This is a genomic window from Mycobacterium sp. 29Ha, assembly GCF_032883055.1.
Lineage (GTDB): Bacteria > Actinomycetota > Actinomycetes > Mycobacteriales > Mycobacteriaceae > Mycobacterium > Mycobacterium gallinarum.
In genome coordinates this window covers 81,655-103,538 of the sequence record NZ_JAMQTI010000013.1, presented here as the reverse complement: position 1 = coordinate 103,538, position 21,884 = coordinate 81,655, and the positions used below count along the sequence as shown (strand labels likewise).

Below are 21,884 nucleotides of genomic sequence, written 5' to 3'. Positions count from 1 at the left end.
CTTCGCATTGTTGTTACGCTGGTGAGGTGGCAAAAACGTTCGTCGGCTCTCGAGTTCGGCAACTCCGCGGAGAACGGGGCTACAGCCAGGCGGCACTGGCCCAGATGCTGGGAATCTCGCCGAGTTATCTCAACCAGATCGAGCACGACGTACGTCCGCTGACGGTGTCGGTGCTGTTGCGGATCACCGAGGTGTTCGGGGTGGATGCGACGTTCTTCGCCTCCGAGGACGACACCCGGCTGGTCGCCGAGCTGCGCGAGGTGACCCTCGATCGGGACGTGGCGATCGACGTCGATCTTGCCGAGATCTCGGACATGGTCAGCTCGCATCCGGCACTGGCGCACGCCATGGTGAACCTGCACCGGCGCTACCGGTTGACCACCGCGCAGCTGGCCGCCGTAACCGAGGACAGGCACTCCGACAGCAGCGGCTTGAGCTCTGGGTCTGGCGCGATCACGATGCCGCACGAGGAGGTCCGCGACTACTTCTATCAGCGGCAGAATTACCTGCACGAGCTCGACACCGCCGCCGAAGACCTCACGATCCGGATGCGGATGCACCGCGCCGAGCTGACGCGTGAGCTCGCTGACCGGCTGACCAGGGTGCACGGTGTGCACATCAAGCAGCAAATCGACCTGGGCGGCACGGTGTTACACCGATACGACCCGGTTTCCAAGACCCTGGAGATCAGCGGCCACCTGTCGTCGGGGCAGACGGTATTCAGGATGGCCGCGGAGCTGGCGTATCTGGAGTTCGGCGCGCTGATCGACAAGCTCGTCGACGAAGGTAACTTCACCAGCGAGGAGTCGACCGTGCTCGCGCGCCTGGGCCTCGCGAATTACTTCGCGGCCGCAACAGTGTTGCCGTACCGGCAGTTTCACGACGTTGCCGAGAAGTTCCGCTACGACGTCGAACGCCTCTCGGCTTTCTACGCCGTCTCGTTCGAGACGATCGCGCACCGACTGTCGACACTGCAACGACCCTCGATGCGGGGGGTGCCGCTGTCGTTCGTACGAGTCGACCGCGCGGGAAACATGTCAAAGCGACAGTCCGCCACGGGCTTTCATTTCTCGTCGAGCGGTGGAACCTGTCCGCTGTGGAATGTCTACGAAACGTTCGCGAGCCCCGGCAAGATCGGCGTGCAGATCGCGCAGATGCCCGACGGGCGCAACTACATGTGGGTGGCCCGCACGGTCGAGCGCCGTGCCCACCGCTACGGCCAGCCGGGTAAGACCTTCGCGATCGGCCTCGGCTGCGAATTGCGGCATGCGCACCGGCTGGTCTATTCGGAGGGCCTGGATCTGTCGGGCGACAACTCGACACCGATCGGCGCCGGCTGCCGCGTCTGCGAGCGGGACAACTGCCCGCAGCGGGCCTTCCCCGCGCTCGGCCGCGCACTGGACATAGATGAGCATCGCAGCACTGTGTCGCCCTATCTGGTCAAGCAGTCCTAATAGACTCGCTACGGTGAGTGCAACAGAACCCGCGCGCATTGCGCCCGGCGGATTCAAGGAACTCGGACCGTTCGGCTGGGTGGCCGCCAAGGTCGGCGCCTATGGCATTCGCCGACCACGGTTCAGCCTGACGAACGTCATCGGTCAGCACCGAGTGCTGTTCCCGATCTGGCTGCCGATGTCCCTCTACCTGCTCTACGCAGGCAAGCTGTCGAGGCGCGACGCCGAGACCGTCATCCTGCGGGTCGGTCATCTCCGCAACTGCGAGTACGAACTGCAACAGCATCGCCGGCTGGCCCGCAGCCGCGGCATCGGTCCCGAGGTCCAGGCCAAGATCTTCGAGGGTCCCGACGCGGACGGCTTGACCGAGCGACAGCGCGCACTCATCACCGCCACCGACGAGTTCGTCGTCACGCGCGGGGTATCGCCCGAAACGTGGGCGGTACTGGCCCGCCAACTCACCAAGCCACAGCTCATCGAGTTCTGCATGCTGGCGGCTCAGTACGACGGGTTGGCCGCGACCATCAACACGTTGAACGTGCCGCTTGACTTTCCCGACTGAGCCGAGCCGCTGACGCTCGTCGGGTACCCCGCACGGGGAGCTACAGGTACGTCACGCCGAGAACCACCAGCGAGAGCAGTACCGGTGCGATCGGCAATCCCCAGAGGAACGCCGCCCATACGTCCGACTTCCGCCGGTATGCGCGCCACCCGAGCGCACCGACGATGCCCCCGACCACGAACGAAACGGCCGCCACCGCGAGCACCCACGAGCTGACGGTCGCGGTGGACGTCGCAGCCGTGATCCCGGCCAGCCACAGGACGTGACCGACCACCAACCCGCCGATCCCGGCGACCCAGATCGCCGCCGTCAAAAGTTGATCATGTGGCCGGCCAAGCCGTGGAAGCATTCCTGCAGCGCTTCCGACAGCGTCGGGTGGGTATGCACGTTGCGGGCCAGCTCGTTGACCGTCAGATCCCACTTCTGCGCCAGGGTCAGCTCTGGCAGCAATTCTGAGACGTCATGCCCGATCAAGTGACCGCCGAGCAACTCGCCGTACTTCGCGTCGGCGACCAACTTCACGAACCCACTCGGATCACCCAGACCGTGCGCCTTCGCGTTGGCGGTGAGCGGGAACTTGGCGACCTTGACGTCGTAACCCTCGTCGCGGGCCTGCTCCTCGGTGAGTCCGAAGCTGGCGACCTGCGGCTGGCAGAACGTGGCACGCGGCAACATCCGGTAGTCACCGAGCGCCAAAGTCTCTGCACCAGCGATGGTTTCGGCCGCGACGACACCCATCGCCTCGGCGACGTGGGCCAGCATCAGTTTCCCAGTGACATCGCCGATGGCGTAGATGTGCGGCACGTTGGTGCGCATGTAGTCGTCGATGCCGATCGCCTTGCGATCGGTGACCTCCACGCCGGTGACGTCGAGTCCATAGCCCTCGATGTTGGGCGCAAATCCGATGGCCTGCAACACCTTATCGGCCTTGAGCTCCTCGGACTTGCCGTCCTTGCTGACGGTGACTTTCACCTGGCTGCCATCGTCGTCGATGGCCTCCACCTTGGTGCCTGTCAGGATCTTGACACCGAGCTTCTTGAACTGCTTCTCGATCTCCTTGGACACCTCGGCGTCCTCGTTCGGCAACGCCCGCGGCAGGAACTCGACGATGGTCACATCGACGCCGAAGTTGTTCAGCACGTAGCCGAATTCCATGCCGATCGCCCCGGCGCCGGCGATGACGACCGAGGACGGCAATTCGCGCGTCATGATCAGCTTCTCGTACGTGACGACGTTCTCCGACAGCGACGTGCCGGGCACCAATCGGGTGCTGCTGCCGGTCGCGATGATGCAGTTGTCGAAGGTGACCGCCTCGGTCCCGCCCTCGTTGAGGGCGACCTCGAGTGTGTTGGCGTCCTTGAACTTCCCGTAGCCGTGGATCTCGGTGATCTTGTTCTTCTTCATCAGGAAGTGCACGCCGGCGACACGGCCGTCGGCGACCTTGCGGCTGCGGTCGAACGCCACGCCGTAGTCCATGGTGGCTTCACCATTGATGCCGAAGAGCTTGGCTTCCTTGGTGATGATGTGGGAAAGCTCCGCGTTGCGCAGCAGCGACTTGGATGGAATGCACCCCACGTTGAGGCACACCCCGCCCCAATACTTGGGTTCGACGACTGCGGTGTTCAGTCCGAGTTGGGCGGCGCGAATGGCAGCGACGTATCCGCCGGGGCCGGCTCCGAGAACGACGACGTCATAGTGGGTCACACGCTCAACTCTAGTAAGGGATCAGCCCCACGAAACAGCGAGTGGCCCATTCGCAGAAGTAGAGACCGTGCAGCACGGCGGCGCCGGCCGTCGCCGCCAGCGGCGCCGACGTGAATGCGATGGCCACAGCGGACGCGATCGGCCTGTTGGGCACCATCGCGACGAGCAGGCCGACCACGGTGCACAGAATCAGGAACACCAGCACCACGAACTCCGACGCCGTCTTGTCGATCGAGTGGTACCACCAGAAATAGAGTCCCCATCCCGCGGCGGCGGCGACCGCCCATACGCATGCCACGACCAGAACGAAGTGCCAGCGCTTGAGATAGAGGTCTCTACCCGGGACGACCAGCGGGGCCGCGGGTACGGGCAATGGCTCCGACGGCGCCTCGTCGACCGGCTGGGGTTGAGCGTCGAATTCACCCGTGTCCCACGTCGGCGTGAACTCTTGGGTGTCTTCGATCAGCAGGTCGCGGTCCACGTCAAGCACCACTCACCGTCTGTATTGCCACCAGCGCACCGAACCAGCCCGGGGAGATGGCGATGACGAAGGCGCCGACCGCCGTCAGCCAGCGTCGGCGCGACAACAAAATCGTCAGCATGCCGATCACGCCGGGCACGCCGACGACGAGGGCTATCACCACGTCGGGCCGGATTTTGGCGGTCACCACCAGACTTGCGCCGATACCGAGGAGCAGTCCGAACGCCGTGCCGATCAGCAGAGCGCTGGTCAGCAACCGCGGGCGCGGCAGCGGTATCACCCTTTGAGGTTAACGCCGAGAAAACGCTAGGCGTTTGAGGCACGCCCGGGAATCGAGCACGCGTCGACGGCTTCCGCGACGATGTGCGTACCGGCCCGCGGTGGCCTCTTGCCCTGTTCGAACTCCGCACCGGTAACCGGCTCCGCGGCGTGCAGCAGGTCGTTCTCGTCGCTGCTGAACGCGCGCCCGCGGGAAAGGAACCGCATCCCTTCCGGCGCTTCGACGCTGAAGCCCCCTCCCCTGCCGGGGACGACGTCGATGACCAACTGCGTGTGTTTCCACGCCTCGAACTGCGGCCCGGAGATCCACACCGGAACTCCTTCGCCGACGTCGAGCACCGCAAGCAGGACATCGCGATCCCCGACGAGGAACTCACCCGCGGGGTAACACATGGGCGACGACCCGTCGCAGCATCCGCCCGACTGGTGGAACATCAGCGCGCCGTGTCGCCCCTGCAGCCGCGCAAGCAGATCCGCGGCCGCCTGGGTGATCAGCGCACGAGGCGGGGCGTCAGTCACGATTCCCTCTCCGCCGAACGTGGGTTACCGTCACGCAATACCGCGATGTGGCGTGCGGGTAACCCACGTTCGTGCCAGTTTCAAGATCAGAAGAACCCCTGCGCTTTGTTGGAGTAGGACACCAGCAGGTTCTTCGTCTGCTGGTAGTGGTCGAGCATCATCTTGTGGTTCTCCCGGCCGATGCCGGACTGCTTGTAGCCGCCGAACGCGGCATGCGCCGGATAGGCGTGATAGCAGTTGGTCCACACCCGGCCGGCCTTGATATCGCGCCCGGCCCGGTACGCGGTGTTCCCGTCGCGCGACCACACGCCCGCGCCGAGTCCGTAGAGGGTGTCGTTGGCGATGCCGATCGCGTCGTCGTAGTCCTTGAACGACGTGACCGCGACGACGGGTCCGAAGATCTCTTCCTGGAAGATTCGCATCTTGTTGTTGCCCTCGAAGATCGTCGGCTGCACGTAGTAGCCGCCGTTGAGGTCACCGCCGAGGTCAGCGCGTTCGCCCCCCGTAAGGACATGCGCGCCTTCGCTTTTGCCGATCTCGATGTAGGACAGGATCTTCTCGAGCTGATCGTTGGATGCCTGTGCGCCGATCATCGTCTCGGTGTCCAGTGGATCGCCCTGCCGGACGGCCTTTGTGCGAATGGCCGCCATCGCGAGGAAGTCCTCGTAGATGTCGGCCTGAATCAGGCTGCGCGACGGGCAGGTGCACACCTCGCCCTGGTTGAGGGCGAACATCGTGAACCCTTCCAACGCCTTGTCCTGGTAGTCGTCGTTGGCCGCGAGGACATCGGCGAAGAAAATGTTCGGGCTCTTGCCGCCCAACTCCAACGTCACCGGGATCAGGTTCTGCGATGCGTACTGCATGATCAGCCGGCCGGTGGTGGTCTCGCCGGTGAACGCGATCTTGGCGATGCGGTTGCTGGATGCGAGCGGCTTACCCGCCTCGACGCCGAAGCCGTTGACGACGTTGACCACGCCGGCGGGTAGCAGGTCGCCGATCAACGACATCAGGTAGAGGATCGACGCCGGGGTCTGCTCGGCAGGCTTGAGTACCACCGTATTTCCCGCCGCCAGCGCGGGAGCCAGCTTCCACACCGCCATCAGGATCGGGAAGTTCCACGGGATGATCTGGCCGACGACGCCGAGCGGTTCATGGAAGTGATAGGCCACGGTGTCGTCGTCGATCTGACTCAGCGAACCCTCCTGCGCGCGGATGGCGCCCGCGAAATACCGGAAGTGATCGACCGCCAGCGGCAGGTCGGCGTTCAGGGTCTCGCGGATCGGCTTGCCGTTGTCCCAAGCCTCGGCCAGCGCGAGCGATTCGAGATTGGACTCGATGCGGTCGGCGATCTTGTTGAGGATGTTCGCGCGCTCGCCGGCGGCCGTCTTGCCCCACGCGGTCGCCGCACCGTGGGCGGCGTCGAGCGCCTTCTCGATGTCCGTCTCGTTCGAGCGCGGGACCTCGCAGAACGGCTGGCCGGTCACGGGCGTCGGATTCTCGAAGTATTCGCCCGAGGCGGGCGGCACCCATTCCCCACCGATGAAGTTGCCATATCGCGACTCGTACGACATCAGGGCGTCGGTGGAACCAGGACGGGCATAGACAGTCATCGACGACTCCCTCTCTGACAGCGCGGATGGATGGGTGTAACGGGGCTCACATTACGCCGGGTGACCACAATGGTGTTGTGGCGCAAGACCCCTATCTGTGGCTCGAAGACATCACCGGCGACGACGCGCTGAACTGGGTGCGCGCGCACAACGAGCCGACCCTCGCGAAGTTCGGCGGACCCCGCTTCGAGCAGATGCGTGCCGAAGCGCTCGAGGTCCTCGACACCGAGGCGCGCATCCCGTACGTACGGCGGCGCGGCGACCACCTCTACAACTTCTGGCGCGACGCGGCCAATCCGCGCGGGGTGTGGCGGCGCACCACGCTGGACAGCTACCGCACGTCCGACCCCGACTGGGACGTGATCCTCGACGTCGACGCGCTCTCCGACGCCGAGGACGAGAACTGGGTCTGGGCCGGCGCGGACGTCCTCGAACCCGATCACCGTCTGGCTTTGATCGAACTGTCCAGGGGTGGCGCCGACGCCACCGTGGTGCGCGAATTCGATATTTCGACAAGGCAATTCGTTGCCGATGGATTCGAACTGCCGGAAGCCAAGTCCGGCGTCGCATGGCAGGACCAGGACACGGTGCTGGTGGGCACCGATTTCGGCCCCGATTCGATGACGGAGTCCGGCTATCCCCGAATCGCCAAGCGCTGGCGTCGCGGCGAGCCACTCGAGAATGCCCAGACGCTGTTCGAGGGTGCGGCTTCAGACGTGAGCGTCGGCGGCGGCTACGACCCGACGCCGGGCTTCGAGCGACTGTTCATCACACGGTCTTTCGACTTCTTCAACCGCGACCGTTTCGAGCTTCGCGGCGACGAGTTGATCGACATCAAGATTCCTACCGACTCCGCGATGTCCGTGCACCGCGAGTGGCTGTTGATCCGGCCGCGAACCGAGTGGACCGTCGGCGCGATCACCTACCGGCCGGGTTCACTGCTGGCGGCTCGCTACGACGAATTCCTTTCCGGCGCCCGGGAACTGACCGTCGTCTTCGAACCCGACGAGCATTCCAGCCTGGACAACTACGCGTGGGCGCGAGACCACCTGGTGCTCGTCACGCTGGTCGACGTGGCGAGCCACGTGGAACTCGTCACGCCCGGCACGTGGGAGCGCTCGGAGATCTCCGGCATCCCGCCGAACACCAACACCGTGCTCGTGGACATCGACGAGCACGGCGACGAGATGTTCCTGGACTCAAGCGGATTCGACACACCGTCGCAGTTGCTGTGGGGACGGGCAGGTGGCGAGGTGGCGACGATCAAGAGCGCGCCCGCGTTCTTCGACGCCTCCGATATCGAAGTCACGCAGCATTTCGTGGCGTCGGCCGATGGCACGAAGATCCCGTACTTCGTGGTCGGCCACCGTGGTTCGACCGGCCCGGGGCCGACATTGCTCGGCGGGTACGGCGGGTTCGAGGTCGCCAACACCCCGGGTTACGCGGGGGTGCTCGGCCGGCTGTGGCTGGCTCGCGGCGGCACCTATGTGCTGGCGAACATCCGCGGCGGCGGCGAGTACGGCCCGACGTGGCACACCCAGGCGATGCGCGAGAACAGGCACCTGGTGTACGAAGACTTCGCCGCGGTGGCATCCGACCTCGTGGACCGTGGCGTCACCACCGTCGACCAGCTGGGTGCCCAGGGCGGCAGCAACGGTGGCCTCTTGATGGGCGTCATGCTGACGCGGTATCCCGAACTGTTCGGAGCGCTGGTGTGCAGCGTGCCCCTGCTGGACATGCGCCGTTTCCATCTGCTGCTCGCCGGCGCCTCGTGGATGGCCGAGTACGGCGATCCGGATGACCCCGACGATTGGGCGTTCATCTCCGAATATTCTCCGTACCAGAACATCTCGGCGGACCGGCGCTACCCGCCGGTGTTGATCACCACGTCGACCCGCGACGACCGGGTGCACCCGGGCCACGCCAGGAAGATGGCTGCGGCGCTGGAACAGCTGGGGCATTCGGTGGCGTACTACGAGAACATCGAGGGCGGGCACGCCGGTGCGGCCGACAACGCGCAGACGGCCTTCAAGTCCGCGCTGATCTACGAGTACCTGTGGTCGATGCTCAGTCGACCAGACGATCGCCGAGGAACCGGTCCGGCCCCGTCACGCCCGGCAGGATGAAGAAGAATCCGCCGCCGACCGGCATGATGTACTCCTCGAGCGGCTCACCCTTGAGCCGACGTTGCACGGTGAGGAAGCCCTTCTCCAGGCTCCGCTGATAGGCGACGAACGCCAGTCCCTGGTCCAGTCGGCCGGCACCGTCGAAGCCGCGTGAATAGTTGAATCCGCGCCGCAGGATGAGGTTTTCGTCCGTCTCGGGGGTGCGGGGATTGGCCAGCCGGATGTGCGCATCGAGCGGAATCCGCTTGCCGTCGGGATCTTCGGGATAGTCGGGATCGGTGAACTCACCCGTCAGCCCCAGTGGTGCGCCGCTGACCTTGGCCCGACCGATGAGCTGCTCCTGCTCGATGAGCCGGGTGCGGTCCCAGAATTCGACGAACATCCGGATGATGCGGACGGCCTGATACGAACCGCCGACCGCCCACTCTGGTTCGCCGTCGTCGGCACCAACCCACACGTGGCGATCCATCAACGCGGCGTCGTCGACGTCGAGGTTGGCTGTTCCGTCCTTGAATCCCAACAGGTTTCGAGGGGTGGCCGCATCTGAGGCCTGTCCTGCACCGATGCCGCGGGCGTAGCCGTCGATCATCCATCGCAGCACCAGGTCGCTTCGCGTCCGCCTCATCACCTGCCGCAGCGCGAACTGAACGGTGTCGTTGTGACCCGCCTCGAAGATGATCGAGATGTCCCCATGCGAGAGCTTGGGATCCAGTCGGTCGTTGGCCAGAAACGGCATCGTTTCAAGGTCTTTGGGCTTGCGGTCGGCAAGGCCGAATCGGTCGTCGAACAACGACGCCCCGACGCCGACGACGATCGAAAGGTCGTCGGCAGGCGGATTTTCGCCGAGGATGCCCGAGTCCACGGGCGGATACGCCGCGTCCCGCGTTTCCGGCGGTTTGCCGGCCATCAGCCCGCGGATCTCCTCGGTGAGCTCCTTGAGCGCGGTCGTCAGCCCGGCGCGGTCTTTGGATTGGACATTGAAGGAGGCGATCATCCCTTGTTCGGGGATGGGTAACGCCGTCACGCCAGTCTGATGAACGCCCTCGAACGGGACGAATCTCTTTTGGGCGGCGGGCGCTGGGGGGGCCTGCCGTCCGGAGTTGGTCAGCGCATACGTGGCGCCGGCTCCGACAGCGGCCCCCGCACCCGCGCTCAGGGCTCCCGTGACGAACCCTCGTCGCGAGATGCCCTGGCGCGACTGCGGCTCGGTCACGACAGCTTCAAGACCCCCGCGACCTGGGACACATTTTCCGACAGGCCGGCCAGCTGGGCCTTGAGCTTGTCGATGGTCGGGGGGTCAACGGTCACGCCGGTGCAGCGAGGCGACGGGTAGGGGTCGTTCTCGGTGCAGTAGAGCACCCAGCCGTCGCCGCGGCGCAGCGGCTGCAGAGTGGCGTTGATGTCGGCGAAGCGGGTCTCGATCTTGCCGAGCAGCTCCGGATCAGCCTTCTCCAGAGCCGGCTTCAGCTTGTCGACCGCGGCCTGCGAGCCCTGCAGGTTGGCGTCGAAGTCCCACAGGTCGGTCTTGGAGTAGCGGTCCTCCTCGCCGGTGATCTTGCCCTCGGAGACCTCTTCGATCAGCTCGGCCGCACCGGTCGCGACGTCCACCGGCTTCACCTCGACCGAGGGGAACTGCTCCTTGAGGGCAGCGATGTCTGCGTCGAGCTGATCGGCGAACGGGGCGCCACCCTCGGTCGTGTTCTGCTGGAACAGCAGGTATTCGAGGCGGTGCCAGCCGGTGAACTCCGCGTCGTCGACGCCGGCGAAGTCATCGACTCGCGCATCGACCTTGCCGTCGATCTCCTCGACGAGGCCGGCCAGCGGTTCGATGCGCTCCCACGGGATACGGGACGGCGCGTACGCGTCCTGCGCGGCCTGCAGATTGTTCGCGCGCACGGCGTCGGTGAGCACCTTGACGACGCCCACGAGTTCGTCGATCTGACCGGTGGCATACGTCTTGTACTCCGCAGCGGCCTGCTCGGCCAACGGATCGGGAGCGGAAGCGGCGGCACTCGACGAGGTCGTGGTCGCGGTGGCGGTCGACGTCTCCTCGGAACTGCCCGCGTCGCTGGAGCAGCCCGAGAGCATGAGACTCGCGGCTACGACCGGCACCGACCATGCGAAATAGCGATTCATTTGCACCCTCTAAGTTAGGAAAGGCAAAACATAGCATTCCCGCAGGCCGGAGGGTAGGCACACCTAAGCGTCGTCCATTCACTGTGAAGTCGCTGTGAGCGCCTTTTTGCGCACCGCAACGACGCATCGCTGCGAAACTCTCCCTATGTCGACCCCGACGTTCGAAACCCTGCTCTACAAGACCGAGTCACATGTCGCGACCATCACCCTGAACCGGCCCGAGCAGCTCAACACCATCGTCCCGCCGATGCCCGACGAGATCGAAAAGGCCATCGGGCTGGCCGAACGCGACTCCTCGATCAAGGTGATCGTCCTTCGCGGCGCCGGTCGCGCGTTCTCCGGCGGCTACGACTTCGGCGGCGGCTTCCAGCACTGGGGCGAGGCGATGAACACCGACGGTCGCTGGGATCCGGGCAAGGATTTCGCGATGGTCAGCGCCCGCGAGACCGGGCCCACGCAGAAGTTCATGGCGATCTGGCGAGCGTCCAAACCCGTCATCGCCCAAGTCCACGGCTGGTGCGTCGGCGGCGCAAGCGACTACGCACTGTGCGCGGACATCGTCATCGCCAGTGATGACGCCGTCATCGGCACTCCCTATGCCCGCATGTGGGGCGCGTACCTCACCGGCATGTGGCTGTACCGACTGAGCCTGGCGAAGGTGAAGTGGCACTCGCTGACCGGGGAGCCGTTGACCGGAAAAGAAGCCGCCGCAGTCGAACTCATCAACGAGTCCGTGCCGTTCGAGAAACTCGAGGCCCGGGTCAAAGAGATCGCCGACAAGCTCGCCAAGATCCCGCTGTCTCAGCTGCAGGCACAGAAGCTCATCGTCAACCAGGCCTACGAGAACATGGGACTGTCCTCCACCCAGACACTCGGCGGCATCCTCGACGGGCTGATGCGCAACACTCCCGAAGCGCTGTCATTCATCGAAACCGCTGGCTCACAAGGCGTTCGGGCGGCCATCGAGGAACGCGACGGACCGTGGGGCGACTACAGCCAGGCACCCACGGAGCGCAGGCCGGACCCGTCGCATGTCATCGAGCCCTGAACAGATCCACCAGCGCATCGAGATCGGCGATACAGCGCAGCGTGTCGTTGAGATGCGTGCACGTGCTGGTACCCACGAACTCACCGCGAATACGTTCGCGCATGTCCGGCAGCGCCATTCCGCGAATCCGCTCGGCGCTGTTGATCGCGCCGGGACACTCCCGCCACGGCAGCACTCGCACATCCGCCCTCACCGATGTGATGGTCCGCGTCGACGTATCCACCGTGCCGCCGACGGTGTACTCGTGCACGATCGTCTCGACACCTTCGCCGTCCACATGCGAATCCCGGAAGTGCGCCTCAAATCCCGCGGAATCTCCCTCCGCGGGAACAAGATCGAGCCGCCGAAACCGTCGCATACCGTGCGCGCGCAGTGGTTCGACGGGATGCAGACCATCCAGTGGCGGTGCCACCGGGCCGTGGACCGACGGAATGACGTCGTACCGCCTGGCGTAATCGATGAGCGAAGCCTCCGGCGCGAACCCCGCGCAGATGCCCGCCATGCGGTCTGCGGTGCCGGCAGGCAACTTCTCCTCGACGCCGAGAACGATCGCCGCGTGCTGCACCGCGTAGCCGGATACCAGAGCCGCGCCGACCCAGTCGTCGAGCAACAGGTGCAGCCTGCTCGCGCGCTGCGCCTCACCGGGGAGCAGCTTGCCCACCGCCGAGCGGAATCCGGGGCCGACGCGGCTGCCCAGCAACCGGTCCAGTCGCTCGACGCGCGGGGCGGACTCGATGCTGTCGATCACCCGTTGCGACAGGTGCGCTCGAATCCGCGTCTCGCCCAGCACCTCGACGGCGTCCTGATCTGCCGTCACGTCGCGGGCCCTCAGGTCGACGTCGGAATCGCCGGTCCCGGCCGGATGCGTGTCGATGGTGCTGGTACGGCGAAAAGAACCCGAGACCAGCACCGCCGGTGCCCGGACAGGCTGCTGAGGTCCCGCGATGTCCGACACGAATGGCATGGGCAGAACGGTACCCGGGAGGACGGTGGCGCCTAGTCCCGCCGGCGCAGACCGCCCAGCATCGCCACCGCGACCCCGAACACCACGAGCACACCGCCCGCAGCCAGCGTCAGGTTCAGCCAGTGGTGCGCGCTCAATTCGGCCTGGCCGACCATGACGTCCGCGATCTGCCGGATGTCGCCTGCCGTCTGGTTCAGTGCGTCGTCGACGAAACGTTGTGACGTTTCCAACGCCGCCCATCCCCCGGCTCCCACCAGCAGAGCCGAAATACCAAGCGATACAAGTGCTTTGCCGCGTGATCGGGCTGCCGCCAGCATCAGCAGCGCCGATATGCCCGCCAGTACCGTCGACCCGACACTGACCCACGGACCCCACGTCGACAACAGCCGTAGCTGGCCTGGCCGCAGCTCCGACGAATCGGGCACCGTGATCGGCACCGTCAGCGTCTGCGGAACGTCCAGGTCGAGATCGCCGAGCGTCTCCTTGATCGACGGATCGTTGAGCATCGGCGCGATGTCGACGAGCCAACGGTCCCCCGAGCCGTCTGTCCGGACCGTGTCGGTGAACATCCAGCGGTGCGCGATTCGGTTGGCCTGCGCAAACTGGCCGGGGAATCCGTCGTTGCCGGTGTAGGCGGTGACGACGTTTCCGACGAGCTCGGTGTTGAGGGTGCCGTACCCGTTGTTGGCGGCGAAGCTGCGGATCTGCGCCGTCAACTCCGACGCCATCGCGCGCTGCAGCTTCGGATCCTGTGCCGCGGCCGCAGCCAGCGCCGCATATCCGTCCTCGCTCACCACGTTGCGCTGCGCCCACATCGTCGGGACCGCCACAGCCAGCAGAACGGTCGTGACCAGCCAAAGGAACATAGTCGCGACGAACCGCACGCGTCCTCCTTCCAGGCCTCATGTCGCCGCCGGGGCGGCTCCGGGGACGCGGTCGGAATCAGTCGGCCGGCGCACGTCCCACGATGAGGGGGTCCGCCTCGGCGACCACCTCGCGGTCCTTGTTGTCGTAGTCGAACTTACCGAGGACGTGGCGCATGGCGTTGATGCGAGCACGCGTCTTGTCGTTGCTCTTGACGACCGTCCAGGGGGCGATGTCGGTGTCGGTGAGCTCGAACATGTCCTCCTTGGCCGCGGTGTAGGCATCCCACTTGTCCAGCGACGCGAGGTCCGTCGACGACAGCGCGTAAGCGAGGCTGACGCAAAGACGAACGCAAGGTGGCGTGCGGAGGCGCTACTTGGCGGTGCGCTTGGGCCGGATCAACGCGAGCTTCGTCATCATCGTGTTCATCCGCTTCAGTGCCCGCAGCGAGTTGTTGTAGTAGTTGCCGCCCGCACCGATGTTGGTGCGGGGCGCGACCACGACCTCCTGGCGGCAGAACTTGCGCACACCGTCGGCGCCGCCGAAGCGAGCTCCGATGCCCGATGTCTTCCAGCCACCCATCGGCGCCGTGGTGCACATCAGGTTCGAGATCACGTCGTTGATGTTGACGGCCCCGCAATCCAATTCCACCGCAACGTCTTTCGCGCGGTCGATGTCCTTCGAGAACACCGACGCGCTGAGGCCGTACGGGCTGTCGTTCGACAGGCGTACCGCTTCGGCGACAGAGGCGACCTTCATGATGGGCAGAGTGGGGCCGAACGTCTCCTCCGTCATGCAGTCCATCGTGTGGTCGACGTCGACGAGCACCGTCGGCTCGTAGAAGCTGCCGGGGCCCGTCGCGCGCTTGCCGCCGGTGAGCACCTTCGCGCCCTTGGCGACGGCGTCGGCGACATGACGCTCGGTGACTGCGAGCTGGGAGTCGTCGATGAGGGCGCCGAAGTCGTGCCCCTCGCCCGCGCCCATCTTCAGGTTCTTGACGTCGCGCACGACGGCGGCGACGAACTGGTCGTAGACCGGTTCGAGCACGTACACCCGCTCGACGGACACACATGTCTGGCCGGCGTTGAAGAACGCACCCCAGACCGCAGCGTGCGCGGCAAGGTCGATGTCGGCATCCTCGAGCACGACCATCGGGTCCTTGCCACCGAGTTCGAGGCTCACCGGCGTGAGTCGGCGCGCCGCGCGCTCGGCGACCTTGGCGCCTGTCGCGGATGACCCGGTGAACTGGACGTAGTCGGCGTTGTCGACGACGGCCTCGACGGCCTCCCTTGCCCCCTGGACGATCGCCATGACCTCGGGCGCGCCGGAGTCCGCCCAGCCGCGCAACAACAGCTCAGCGGTCAGTGGGGTGCGCTCGGAGGGTTTGAGGAGGACCGCGCAGCCCGCCGCCAACGCGGCGATGCCGTCCATCAGGAGGTTGGCCACGGGATAGTTCCACGGTGCGACGATGGCGACGATCGGCCGCGGCCGGTAGTGCACCGTCACCTTCTTGATGTTCAGGAAGGGCAGCGACGCGGGCCGGGCCTCAGGCGCCAGCGCCTTTTCCATCGTCTTGATGTAGTACGAGGCGATCATGATCAGCAGCGGCACCTCTTGGGCGGCGTCGGTCGCCGACTTACCGGTCTCCTTGATCAGCAGCTGCTCAATCTCGTCACGGTGCTCGCCCATCCAGACGGCGAAGCGGGCCAGCACCTTGGCGCGGCCCTTGGGCCCGCGGGCCTCCCATTCGCGTTGCGCCCGGCGCAAGCCCGCCGCGATGCGGGGCACGTCGGCGGGGTCGGTCCACCGCACGGTTCCGGCGACAGCGCCGGTCGCGGGATTGAGGACAGTGGCGGCTTGCGATTCCGGGGGCAGATCAACATCTGGCGTCGCGGTCATAGCCCCATGCTAGCCACCGCGTGTGACGTAGATCGCACCGGGGTTGACACGTGTCAAGTCACGGTGGGCGACGAGCGCCGCGACGCCCACGACGGAGGTGCCGAGCAGCAACCCGCCGACAGTGTCGGTGAAGTAATGAAACGTCGAGCCCACGCCGACCATGGCGAGCGCGACGTAGGTGACCGCGGTCAGCACCGCCCACAGGGCACCCCCTGCCACCAGCACGAAGAGGCCCAACACGATCGTCGTCGTCGTGATGTGCCCACTCGGGTACGCGAGGCCGCCTTCCTTGATTCGCCCGAAGACCGGCTTGATGAACTGCACGAGCAGGTAGGTCAGCGGCGGAAACACTGTGGCGGCCAGAGCCAGCCTCCAACACCGGCGATACAGTGCGATGCCCACGACCGTGACGCCGAGGATGGCGAGCGACAGTGGCTTTGCAAGGTTGGACAGGTCTTGGGCGACACTGCGATTGAGCGTCTGGAACCAGTCGTCGAGCGGGGTGGATCCCTTACCGACGGCAAGTCCGAGCACGATCATCGCGGTCACCCCGACCGGCGGCCACCACCGAATCGGACTCACACGATGCCGGCCACGTAGGCCGCCTGGCCCAAGTGCTGCGCACTGTCGTCGAAGATGCTCACCAGCCGCGCGCCTGCAGTCACCGGCGGGTCCCAGTGATCGTCGACGACGCGGCTCAGCTCCTCGGGCGTTACCGAGGCGATGTACTCGAGCGTCGCCTTGTGCACGCCGTGGTAGTAGCCGGCCAGCAGGTCAGCTGACGCGCGCACCTTGGCCACCTCGTCGGGGCCGTCGCCGTAGCCCATCGCGTCGCGCGGCAGGTCGAGACCGAAACGGTCGACCCAGCCGTCGCGGAACCAGACCTGTTCGGTGCCCGCGATATCCGCCAGCTGCAGGTCGTGCTGACGGGCGCTGTGCCAAATGAGCCACGAGATGCTGTTGGCATTCGCAGTCGGCCGGAAGAAGGCGACCTCGTCCGTCAGCCCGTCGGTGAGCCGCTCGACGTGCTCGATCAACCGGGTGAAGGCATCGCGCAGCAGTGCGCGCACCGCCAAGGAATCAGTAGAGGCATCAGAGCTAGCCATACCCTGACGGTACCCAGTTCAGCCCTGCGGCTGCGCACCGTGGAAGACCGCCTCGATGTTGTTGCCGTCGGGATCGCGCACGAATGCCCCGAAGTAGCCCGGGTGATATTCGGGCCATATCCGCGGCGCATGCAGGGATTCGGCACCCGCCTCGATCGCCGCGTCATAGAACGCCTGGACGGCGTCGGTGCTGGAGGCCTGGAATGCGAAGTGCACCTCACGGTTGGGCCCGGCCGCCTCGCCCGCATTCATGTCGGCGATCCAGAAATCGGGTTTGCCCTCGGTGCCGTAGCCGATGGCCACCTGATAGTCCATCTGGCGGCTGTATCCGAGCACTCCGAGGACCTTGTCGTAGAACGCCTTCGATTCTTCCCAATTCGCACAGTTGATTCCGAAGTGGTCAATCACAGCCTCATCCTGGCATCCCGGGCCGACGGCGATGAACGCTTGCGTGAAGAGCAGAAGCAAAAGTCGTACATTCAGCTCATGACGTACGACTTGATCATCCGTAACGGCACCATCGTCGACGGCCTGGGCGGTGAACCGTTCGTCGGCGATGTCGCGGTCTCTGACGGTCTGATTGCGGCCGTCGGCACGGTCGACGGCTCCGGTGCCAGGGAGATCGACGCGACGGGTCTGCTGGTCACCCCCGGGTTCGTCGACCTGCACACCCACTACGACGGGCAGGCCATCTGGAGCGACCGCATGATCCCGTCGTCGGCGCACGGCGTGACAACAGCCGTCATGGGCAACTGCGGCGTGGGATTCGCGCCGTGCCGCGCCGAGGACCACGACGTGCTCGTCGACGTGATGGCCGGCGTCGAAGACATCCCCGGTGTCGTGATGGTCGACGGGTTGCCGTGGACCTGGGAGACGTTCCCCGAATTCATGGACGCGCTCGACTCGCGCCGCCGCGACATTGACGTGGCCGCGTTTCTTCCCCACTCCCCGTTGCGCGTGTACGTGATGGGGCAACGCGGTGTCGACCGCGAACCCGCGACCGACGAAGACCTTTCCCTGATGCGCAAACTCGCGGCCGAAGCGGTGCGGGCGGGTGCGCTGGGTTTCGCATCGTCGCGCCTCACGCTGCACAAGACCATCAAGGGACAACCGATTCCGAGCTACGACGTGGACTACGCGGAGATCGAGGCGATTGCGCGTGGTATCAACGACGCCGGCGGTGGTCTGCTGCAGTTCGTGCCCGACCTGATGGCGGGTGACTACCAAGCGTCTCTGGGTGCGGTGTTCGACGTCGCGGGCGAAGTCGGTCTACCCGTGACCTTCACACTGGCGATCGGCAACGCGGGACCACCGATTCACCTCGACGCGCTGACCATGGTGGAGAAGGCCAACGCCAACGGCGGCGATGTCACGGGCCAGATCTTCCCCCGCCCGATCGGGCTGGTGCTCGGCCTGGATCTGTCAGGCAATCCGTTCGTGATGTACCCCTCGTATCAGGAGATCGCCGGGCTGCCACTCGCAGAGCGGGTCGCCGAGATGCGTAAACCCGAAGTGCGCGAACGCATTCTGAACGACCGACCGAGCAGCGACGGGCATCCCCTGATGTTCGCCGCGCAGGCATGGGACTACATGTTCCCACTCGGCGATCCGCCGAATTACGAACCGGCCGCCTCGGATTCGATCGGCGCGCGGGCCCGGGCGCGCGACGTGAATCCGTTGGAGGAGGCCTACGACCGTCTCCTCGACGACGACGGACACGCCATGCTGCTCGTCACCCTCGCCAACTTCCGCGACAACTCCCTGGACACCGTCGCTGAACTGATCCAGCGTGACGACGTCGTACTCGGCCTCGGTGACGGCGGTGCGCACTACGGAATGATCTGCGACGCAAGCTTTCCCACGTACTTACTGACGCACTGGGTGCGCGACCGTGAGTCCGGACGGCTGTCGATCACCCAGGTGATCAAAGAGCTCACGTCCGTGCCTGCCCGGATCGGCGGCCTACAGGACCGTGGCCGCCTGGCCGTCGGGTACAAGGCCGATATCAACGTCATCGACGCCGACGCGATGCGTCTGCACCGGCCCACCGTCAAGTCCGATCTACCCGCCGGTGGGCGACGGCTCGACCAGACGGCCGACGGCTACGTGATGACGATGGTGTCCGGCGAGATCATCAGCGAGAACGGCGAACCCACTGCGGCCCGTCCCGGCAAGCTGATCCGTGGTCGCCAGACCGCACCCGCCATCGCGTGAGCAGAGTCGCTCCCGTCGCTCCGCCGTGGAGCGACCAGGATGCCGCGGGGATCAACAGCTGGGGCCATCCCGACCGCACCTATGAACCCCTGCTGTTGGTGCGCTGCCTTCAGCGGCACCCCAATCTGGCGTCGCGATTGCGCAAGCTCGGCGAATCCCTCTATGTCGACGCGCTTTTGCCTCCGCGGGTGCGCACGATCGCGATTCTGCGGATCTGCGCGCTGGTGGGTTGCGAGTACGAGTGGGGCGGGCAGTCCGCGTTCTGGGGCCCGATCGCAGGCGTCAGCGACGACGAATGCGACGCGCTGGTCACCGGTGTCGACCCCGGCTGGAGCGAGTCCGAGCGCATCCTGATCGGCGCCGTCGACGAACTGGAGCGCACGGGCTCGTGGTCCGAGGAGACGTGGAATCGCTTGGGCGACAGCCTCAGTGACGAGCAGCGTCTGGAATTGCTCATCGCCGTCGGCTGGTACCGGACGATCTGCACATTGTGCAACGGGATGGCGCTACCGATCGAGGCCTGGATGCGGCGGTGGCCGGGGTCAGCCGACTGATTTGCGGTCGCGGCGCAGGCCCGGATGCTGGCTGGCGAGGAGCTTGAGCAACACCTGCCGCGGAAGTGCCTGCATCAGAACGGTACTCAGCTTGTTCTGCACGCCGGCGATCACCTCGCCGCGGTCGTGTTCGAGCGCGTCGACACCTGCCTTGGCGACCTCGCGCGACGGCATCCACAAGAACTTCGGGAACGCCGCGGCGAACTTCTCCTCGTCCATGCCTGCCGCCTCGAGGAATTCGGTGCGCACAGGTCCGGGATTTAGCGTGGCCACCGTGACGCCCGTTCCCGCCAGCTCGCCGCGAAGGCCTTCGGTGTAGGTCTTCACGAAGGCTTTGGTTCCCGCGTAGCCGGCTTGTCCGGGAAACGGATGGTAGCCGGCTGTAGAGCCGACATTGAGGATGGCGCCACGACCACGCGGCACCATCTGCTGCACCGCCCGCGTGCTCAGGTCGATGACGGCTTCGACGTTGACGCGTACCTGTCTGATCTCGTCGTCGACCGTCGAATTCTGGACGGCGCCGATGGTTCCGATGCCGGCGTTGTTCACCAGGATGTCGATGGTGAGACCACGCGAATCGACCTCGTCAAACAGCCTCGCCCGCGCATCGGGGTCGGCGACGTCACACCCGATCACCTCGACGCGCACGGTGCCGGACAGTTCGGCGGCCAGATCCTGCAACCGGTCCTCGCGGCGGGCCACCAGCGTGACGCCATGCCCGCGGGCCGCGAGCTCACGAGCGATATCGGCGCCGATACCCGACGATGCTCCGGTGACGACGGCGGTGGTGGCCGGTGACGGCGAGGGAAGTCCCATGGCTCGAACCTACGCGGACCGAGTGACGACCACTTTGCCGGTCATCCGGCCGGTCTCGACGTCGCGGTGCGCCTCGCGAAGGCCTTCGGCCGTGAACCCCTCGACGGTCTTGGTGACCGTCGTGCGCAGCGTGCCGTCGTCGACGAGTGCGGCAGTGCGGGCCAGCAGCCGCTGCTGCTCGATCATGTCGGGTGTCTCGAACATCGACCGGGTGAACATCAGCTCCCAATGCCACGCGATGCTCTTCTGTTTCAGCTCGAGAAGGTCCAGACCGGGCGGCTCGTCGATCGCGGTGATGTGGCCGAACGGTTTGACGATCGCGGCGTAGTCGGAGATGTTGTCCTTCGAGTGCGGCGAGAACAGATAGTCGACGCCGTCGGGCGCGATGCCCAGTGCCTCGTCGCGCAGCCGGTGGTGGTCGATGACGGCATCGGCGCCCATACTCTCGGCCCATCGGCGCGACTCCTGACGGCTGGCCGTCGCAATGACTCGAACGCTGGTCAGCGCCTTGGCCAACTGGATCATGATCGAGCCGACGCCGCCCGCCGCGGCGAGCACCAGCAAGTCGCCCGTCGAGTCCTTCGTCAGATCGAAACGATCGAACAGCGTCTCCCAGGCGGTGATCGTCGTCAGTGGCAGTGCGGCCGCGTCGGCGAACGACAGCGACGTCGGCTTGCGCGAGACGATGCGCTCGTCGACAGCCTGGAACTCGGCGTTGCTACCCGGACGGGTGAGGTCGCCCGCATACCAGACCTCGTCACCAACGTGCAACGTTTCCACTTGTGGCCCAACGGCTTCCACGATCCCGGCGGCGTCGTATCCGAGGATGGAGGGGTCCGACGACGGCTGCAGGCCGGCGCGCACCTTGACGTCGGCGGGGTTGACCGAGACCGCTAGGACACGGACCAGGACGTCGCGGGAACGCAGTTCGGGTACGTCGACAATGACGTCCTGCAGGGCTTCGTCGTCGTCGACGGACTTCGTGGCAAATGCGCCGATCGCTGCCATTGTCGCCATGTTCTGGCTCAACGCCGCGATGCGATGGAAATCTTCCCCAGGGCTCGTATTGTCGGCTCTATGAGCGTCAAGGTGGATCTCGACAAACTCGCCGACGCGTTGGCGGAGTTCTCGTTCGGATACCTGATCACGGTCGGCGACGACTTCCGCGCGCACACCGTGGCCGTCGAACCGGTACTCACTGATGGCGTGTTCGAGGTGGGTCAGATGGGATCGGGCACGCGCCGCAACGCCGGCGAGCATCCCGACGTCACCGTCATCTGGCCGCCCGCCGCCCCCGGCGGCTACACATTGATCGTCGACGGCCGCGCCGAAGTAACCGACGGCGGACTCACCGTCACGCCCACCAAGGCGATTCTGCACCGCAGAGCCACGTCCGACTCCGTGGCGACGAGTCCCGACGGCCTGCACGACTGCCTGCCCTTGAAGCAATAGCAAGCTCGCCGAGCGTGGGCTTGTGTCACGCTTTTCGTGAAAAGGCGTGCGGGTAACCCACGTTCGGCGCGAAGTCGACACGAAAAAGCCCCGGCT

General features: G+C 65.7%; 23 protein-coding genes and 1 pseudogene. 7 read left to right on the top strand and 17 right to left on the bottom strand.

The genetic code is table 11. The features are described 5' to 3' along the window. Window positions 1-26 precede the first annotated feature (26 nt). Complete coding sequence (ramB, locus tag M1248_RS18170) at window positions 27-1,454, top strand: acetate metabolism transcriptional regulator RamB (RefSeq protein ID WP_317149267.1); 1,428 nt, start codon at window positions 27-29, stop codon at window positions 1,452-1,454. A gap of 13 nt (window positions 1,455-1,467) precedes the next feature. Then, window positions 1,468-2,016 carry a carboxymuconolactone decarboxylase family protein gene (locus tag M1248_RS18165; protein WP_317149266.1) on the top strand — a complete coding sequence of 183 codons (549 nt, stop codon included), beginning with the start codon at window positions 1,468-1,470 and terminating at the stop codon, window positions 2,014-2,016. Between the two features lie 40 nt (window positions 2,017-2,056). On the opposite strand, the gene M1248_RS18160 is transcribed toward M1248_RS18165, so the two are convergent. The 6 genes from M1248_RS18160 to adh all read right to left on the bottom strand — a co-directional run bounded on the left by M1248_RS18160 (window position 2,057) and on the right by adh (window position 6,609). Beyond that, complete coding sequence (locus tag M1248_RS18160; protein ID WP_410506685.1) at window positions 2,057-2,365, bottom strand: hypothetical protein; 309 nt, start codon at window positions 2,363-2,365, stop codon at window positions 2,057-2,059. Beyond that, window positions 2,326-3,720, bottom strand: coding sequence for a dihydrolipoyl dehydrogenase (lpdA, locus tag M1248_RS18155; RefSeq protein ID WP_317149264.1), 1,395 nt, complete (start codon window positions 3,718-3,720; stop codon window positions 2,326-2,328). The genes M1248_RS18160 and lpdA overlap by 40 nt, the downstream gene beginning before the upstream one ends. Window positions 3,721-3,730: 10 nt before the next feature. Next, window positions 3,731-4,213, bottom strand: a complete 483-nt coding sequence (locus tag M1248_RS18150) for a hypothetical protein (RefSeq protein WP_317149263.1) — start codon at window positions 4,211-4,213, stop codon at window positions 3,731-3,733. Further along, on the bottom strand, window positions 4,203-4,481 hold the full coding sequence (locus tag M1248_RS18145; protein ID WP_317149262.1) for a putative holin: 279 nt from the start codon (window positions 4,479-4,481) through the stop codon (window positions 4,203-4,205). Before M1248_RS18145 ends, M1248_RS18150 begins: the two co-directional genes overlap by 11 nt. Before the next feature lie 26 nt (window positions 4,482-4,507). Further along, window positions 4,508-4,999: a DUF779 domain-containing protein gene (locus M1248_RS18140; protein WP_317149261.1), complete on the bottom strand. Its 492-nt coding sequence runs from the start codon at window positions 4,997-4,999 to the stop codon at window positions 4,508-4,510. A gap of 86 nt (window positions 5,000-5,085) precedes the next feature. Continuing rightward, the gene (gene adh / locus M1248_RS18135; RefSeq protein ID WP_317149260.1) at window positions 5,086-6,609 is read right to left on the bottom strand and encodes an aldehyde dehydrogenase; all 1,524 of its coding nucleotides are present in this window, start codon (window positions 6,607-6,609) and stop codon (window positions 5,086-5,088) included. A 26-nt stretch (window positions 6,610-6,635) separates the two neighbouring features. Here adh and M1248_RS18130 point away from each other — a divergent pair, with 26 nt between their 5' ends. After that, window positions 6,636-8,735 (top strand): prolyl oligopeptidase family serine peptidase, encoded by a 2,100-nt coding sequence (locus tag M1248_RS18130; RefSeq protein ID WP_317149259.1) that lies wholly within the window; start codon window positions 6,636-6,638, stop codon window positions 8,733-8,735. Here M1248_RS18130 and M1248_RS18125 read toward each other — a convergent pair. Then, complete coding sequence (locus M1248_RS18125) at window positions 8,677-9,948, bottom strand: Dyp-type peroxidase (RefSeq protein ID WP_317149258.1); 1,272 nt, start codon at window positions 9,946-9,948, stop codon at window positions 8,677-8,679. The genes M1248_RS18130 and M1248_RS18125 overlap by 59 nt on opposite strands. Beyond that, window positions 9,945-10,871: an EfeM/EfeO family lipoprotein gene (locus M1248_RS18120; protein ID WP_317149257.1), complete on the bottom strand. Its 927-nt coding sequence runs from the start codon at window positions 10,869-10,871 to the stop codon at window positions 9,945-9,947. The genes M1248_RS18125 and M1248_RS18120 overlap by 4 nt, the downstream gene beginning before the upstream one ends. 145 nt (window positions 10,872-11,016) lie before the next feature. Between M1248_RS18120 and M1248_RS18115 the strand changes: the two genes are divergently transcribed. Beyond that, window positions 11,017-11,919: a crotonase/enoyl-CoA hydratase family protein gene (locus M1248_RS18115; protein ID WP_163734407.1), complete on the top strand. Its 903-nt coding sequence runs from the start codon at window positions 11,017-11,019 to the stop codon at window positions 11,917-11,919. On the opposite strand, the gene M1248_RS18110 is transcribed toward M1248_RS18115, so the two are convergent. The 7 genes and pseudogenes from M1248_RS18110 to M1248_RS18080 form a co-directional block, all read right to left on the bottom strand. Further along, window positions 11,906-12,883, bottom strand: coding sequence for a DUF2889 domain-containing protein (locus tag M1248_RS18110; RefSeq protein ID WP_317149256.1), 978 nt, complete (start codon window positions 12,881-12,883; stop codon window positions 11,906-11,908). The two genes, M1248_RS18115 and M1248_RS18110, sit on opposite strands and share 14 nt — an antisense overlap. A gap of 32 nt (window positions 12,884-12,915) precedes the next feature. After that, window positions 12,916-13,767, bottom strand: coding sequence for a hypothetical protein (locus M1248_RS18105; RefSeq protein WP_317149255.1), 852 nt, complete (start codon window positions 13,765-13,767; stop codon window positions 12,916-12,918). Window positions 13,768-13,825: 58 nt separating this feature from the next. Next, window positions 13,826-14,074, bottom strand: a pseudogene (locus M1248_RS18100) (polyphosphate kinase 2); the annotation flags it as partial. 45 nt (window positions 14,075-14,119) lie between these two features. After that, window positions 14,120-15,646, bottom strand: coding sequence for an aldehyde dehydrogenase family protein (locus M1248_RS18095; protein WP_163734399.1), 1,527 nt, complete (start codon window positions 15,644-15,646; stop codon window positions 14,120-14,122). Between the two features lie 9 nt (window positions 15,647-15,655). After that, complete coding sequence (locus M1248_RS18090) at window positions 15,656-16,228, bottom strand: phosphatase PAP2 family protein (RefSeq protein WP_174262161.1); 573 nt, start codon at window positions 16,226-16,228, stop codon at window positions 15,656-15,658. After that, on the bottom strand, window positions 16,225-16,752 hold the full coding sequence (locus M1248_RS18085) for a mycothiol transferase (RefSeq protein WP_163734396.1): 528 nt from the start codon (window positions 16,750-16,752) through the stop codon (window positions 16,225-16,227). Before M1248_RS18085 ends, M1248_RS18090 begins: the two co-directional genes overlap by 4 nt. An 18-nt stretch (window positions 16,753-16,770) precedes the next feature. After that, entirely contained in the window at window positions 16,771-17,160 is a 390-nt protein-coding gene (locus M1248_RS18080; RefSeq protein ID WP_163734393.1) for a VOC family protein, read from the bottom strand. 78 nt (window positions 17,161-17,238) lie between these two features. On the opposite strand from M1248_RS18080, the gene M1248_RS18075 reads away from it, so the two are divergent. Both M1248_RS18075 and M1248_RS18070 read left to right on the top strand, forming a co-directional pair. Further along, a complete protein-coding gene (locus tag M1248_RS18075; protein WP_317149254.1) occupies window positions 17,239-18,966 on the top strand; it encodes an N-acyl-D-amino-acid deacylase family protein in 1,728 nt (575 codons plus the stop codon). Then, the gene (locus tag M1248_RS18070; RefSeq protein WP_163734388.1) at window positions 18,963-19,520 is read left to right on the top strand and encodes a carboxymuconolactone decarboxylase family protein; all 558 of its coding nucleotides are present in this window, start codon (window positions 18,963-18,965) and stop codon (window positions 19,518-19,520) included. Before M1248_RS18075 ends, M1248_RS18070 begins: the two co-directional genes overlap by 4 nt. Here the strand turns inward: M1248_RS18070 and M1248_RS18065 are convergent. Continuing rightward, window positions 19,509-20,336: an SDR family oxidoreductase gene (locus M1248_RS18065; protein ID WP_317149253.1), complete on the bottom strand. Its 828-nt coding sequence runs from the start codon at window positions 20,334-20,336 to the stop codon at window positions 19,509-19,511. The two genes, M1248_RS18070 and M1248_RS18065, sit on opposite strands and share 12 nt — an antisense overlap. Window positions 20,337-20,345: 9 nt before the next feature. Beyond that, window positions 20,346-21,353: a zinc-binding alcohol dehydrogenase family protein gene (locus M1248_RS18060; protein ID WP_410506684.1), complete on the bottom strand. Its 1,008-nt coding sequence runs from the start codon at window positions 21,351-21,353 to the stop codon at window positions 20,346-20,348. Between the two features lie 60 nt (window positions 21,354-21,413). On the opposite strand from M1248_RS18060, the gene M1248_RS18055 reads away from it, so the two are divergent. Next, entirely contained in the window at window positions 21,414-21,788 is a 375-nt protein-coding gene (locus M1248_RS18055; protein WP_163734382.1) for a pyridoxamine 5'-phosphate oxidase family protein, read from the top strand. The last annotated feature ends 96 nt before the right edge of the window (window positions 21,789-21,884 follow it).